Source organism: Luteibacter sp. P4_E6 (assembly GCF_056401535.1).
Genome location: NZ_JBFUJE010000584.1, coordinates 1 through 2,307, shown reverse-complemented (window position 1 = coordinate 2,307; position 2,307 = coordinate 1). Strand labels below are relative to the sequence as shown.

General features: G+C 63.2%; 3 protein-coding genes. All 3 read right to left on the bottom strand.

Features of this window, described 5'->3' with window-relative positions:
* Positions 1 to 122 precede the first annotated feature (122 nt).
* The gene (locus AC1DT2_RS21080) at positions 123 to 881 is read right to left on the bottom strand and encodes an aspartyl/asparaginyl beta-hydroxylase domain-containing protein (protein ID WP_063570617.1); all 759 of its coding nucleotides are present in this window, start codon (positions 879 to 881) and stop codon (positions 123 to 125) included.
* Positions 882 to 932: 51 nt separating this feature from the next.
* Complete coding sequence (locus tag AC1DT2_RS21075) at positions 933 to 1,694, bottom strand: nucleoside/nucleotide kinase family protein (RefSeq protein WP_477298514.1); 762 nt, start codon at positions 1,692 to 1,694, stop codon at positions 933 to 935.
* Positions 1,691 to 2,307: nucleoside/nucleotide kinase family protein (locus tag AC1DT2_RS21070; protein ID WP_477298513.1), on the bottom strand; the 617-nt coding region annotated here is incomplete at its 5' end. The genes AC1DT2_RS21070 and AC1DT2_RS21075, both read right to left, overlap by 4 nt.

Genomic DNA, 2,307 nt, shown 5'->3' with positions numbered 1-2,307 from the left:
ACCTAATGGTACCATAATTGGTCGGTTTGTTAAGAATTTACTCAATCTTTCGTTAAAGAATACGGAAGTTGCTTCAGCAACGCTACAGCCAGAAGTCGGGGTCCTTTCGACGGCCTTTCCGATCAGTGCCTTTTGTGCTCCCGATTCCACTTCGCGAGGTTCTTCAGCGGGGCCTTGACGTACGGGCTCGCCTGGATCAGAGCGAAGATCGCGCGATTGAATAGCGTGCCAATCCGGTCGCTCGGCCGGTCGATGTCGATGAACAACACCGCCCGGTACTCGTCCGTATCGTTGTGGACCTCGTGCTCGAAGCTGTCGTCGAACAGCACCACCTTGCCTTCGTGCCAGTGGAGGATCTGGTCGTCGACCCGGATCCACACGTTCTTCCAGTCAGCCGGCACCTTCACGCCCAGGTGGGCCCGGATGACCGCACGGGTCGGGCCCTTATGCGCGTCGATGCGGTACCGCGGCTTCAGGATCGAAAACATGGCGGTGCGCATGCCCGGCAACCCATCCAGGGCCGCCGCCGTACGGGGGCAAACGGCGCAGTTCTCGTCCACGCGCTTGCCGTAAATGTAGAAGCCAAACGTCTTCCAGTTATCGCCCTTCGAAATTCGCTTCTGGTCGGGCGAGAGCTGGTGGAACGCCGGGATGTCCTCCGGGTGCTCGAGCAGGTGGTCGAGCTCGGCGCGGATCTCTGGCCAGGCGGCCTCGAGGCGCGGTACCCAGTCGAACTCCTTGTTGTCGATGACCGGCGTCGTAGGCACGAGCGAATGCTTCGCCTGGAAGCTACCGCTCCAGCGCAGGAAGTTTTTACCGCCCCGGATCAACAGGCGGCGCCATAGCGGTGCTTGCGTCGCAGTTGGAGAAACAGTGTTCACGTCAGTCGTCTATCAGGAGGGGTGGGACAGCGAAACTCGCTGTACAACGCGCTAGGCAGCAGCGTCGTGGACGAGCGGGAGCGTCGAGGTGGACGAAGTGATGGCGTGCAAAGCCTTTTGCAATACGTCGGGGTACGGCACGCGCGTGTCCAGATTGAAGAGGGAGGCGCCGTTGTATTGGAGCCGCCTCATCACCGCGATCTTGTCATTCAGTTCGGCCGTGCCGTGATCGGGTTTGCGGCCCTGTGCGGTGGCAAGGTCGATATCCAGCTTGATCACCAGGGCAGGGCGGATCGCCGCCATGCGCTCGTAGAGCGCCTGCTCACGTGCTGCCAGCTTGCGCACCAGCCAGTGGTGGCTGCGCGCCATGCCCAGGCCCGGACCGTCGTAACGGAAGCCGGCGATTTCCGCTTGTGGATAGCGGTCGGTGATGACCGTCACTCCGCGCTCCGCGAGGCGGACCACCCGCCGCAGGTGAGCCGCACGCCACAGCGACAGGCCGTACATGACGAGGGCGCCGAAGGCATTGGGCAGCTTGTTCTTCATGTCCTGGGCGTGCGCAGCCTTCGCGGCGAGGCGCTTCTCCAGGCGGGGGCCGATCAGCGGCAGGCGCTTGATCTTGTCGCCGGTCTCGCCGGAGATAAGCCCCAAATAACGGCGGACAGCCGGGCCATCGTGGCTCAGTGTCTTCACAAGATCGTGGGTCAGCGTCGACTTGCCCGTACCGTCGCATCCGACCACGGCGATGAGTCCGGTGACCGAACGTGTCGAGGTGTCGATATGGCTTTTTGGTCCCACTGTACTGGCCGTCACGCCGCTGCCGCCTGGGTGGGCGAGGCTTCGAGCGCGGCGCGAATCGCCTGCAGCGACGAATTCAGGACCGAAGCCGCGTCGTCCCGTGCATCGAGGTCGAGGATGGGCGCGCCATTGAACGTCAGGTGCGGCCAACCCGCGGCTTTCTCGCGCAACGAGGACAGCTTGTGGTCGGGCTTGCGGGCATGCGCGGTCTCCGCGTCCACATTGAGCCGGATCACCAGCATCGGGACGCTGGCAGCCATCCATTCGTAGAGGCGCCGTTCGCTGCCCCGGAGGCGGCGGACCCACCAGTTGCCACCTTCGGTTTTCGCCAGCTGCGGGCCGTCGAAATTAAAGCCGGCCCTCTCGGACTGCGGGTAGCGATCGGTCACCACGAGGACGCCGCTGCGAGCCATGGCCAGCATGCGACCGAACTTGTGGGCGCGCCAGCGAGACAGCAGGTAGATGGCGAGCGCCGTGACATTACCCGGAGGGGCGGAGGGGCGATCATGGACCTTGTTCGACTTGCTGAGCAGGTAACGATTTAACGACGGCCCGATAATCGGAAGCGTCGCAATCCACTCACCGATGCGGCCCGATGATTGCCCGAGATAAAGGGCTTCGRTCGGAC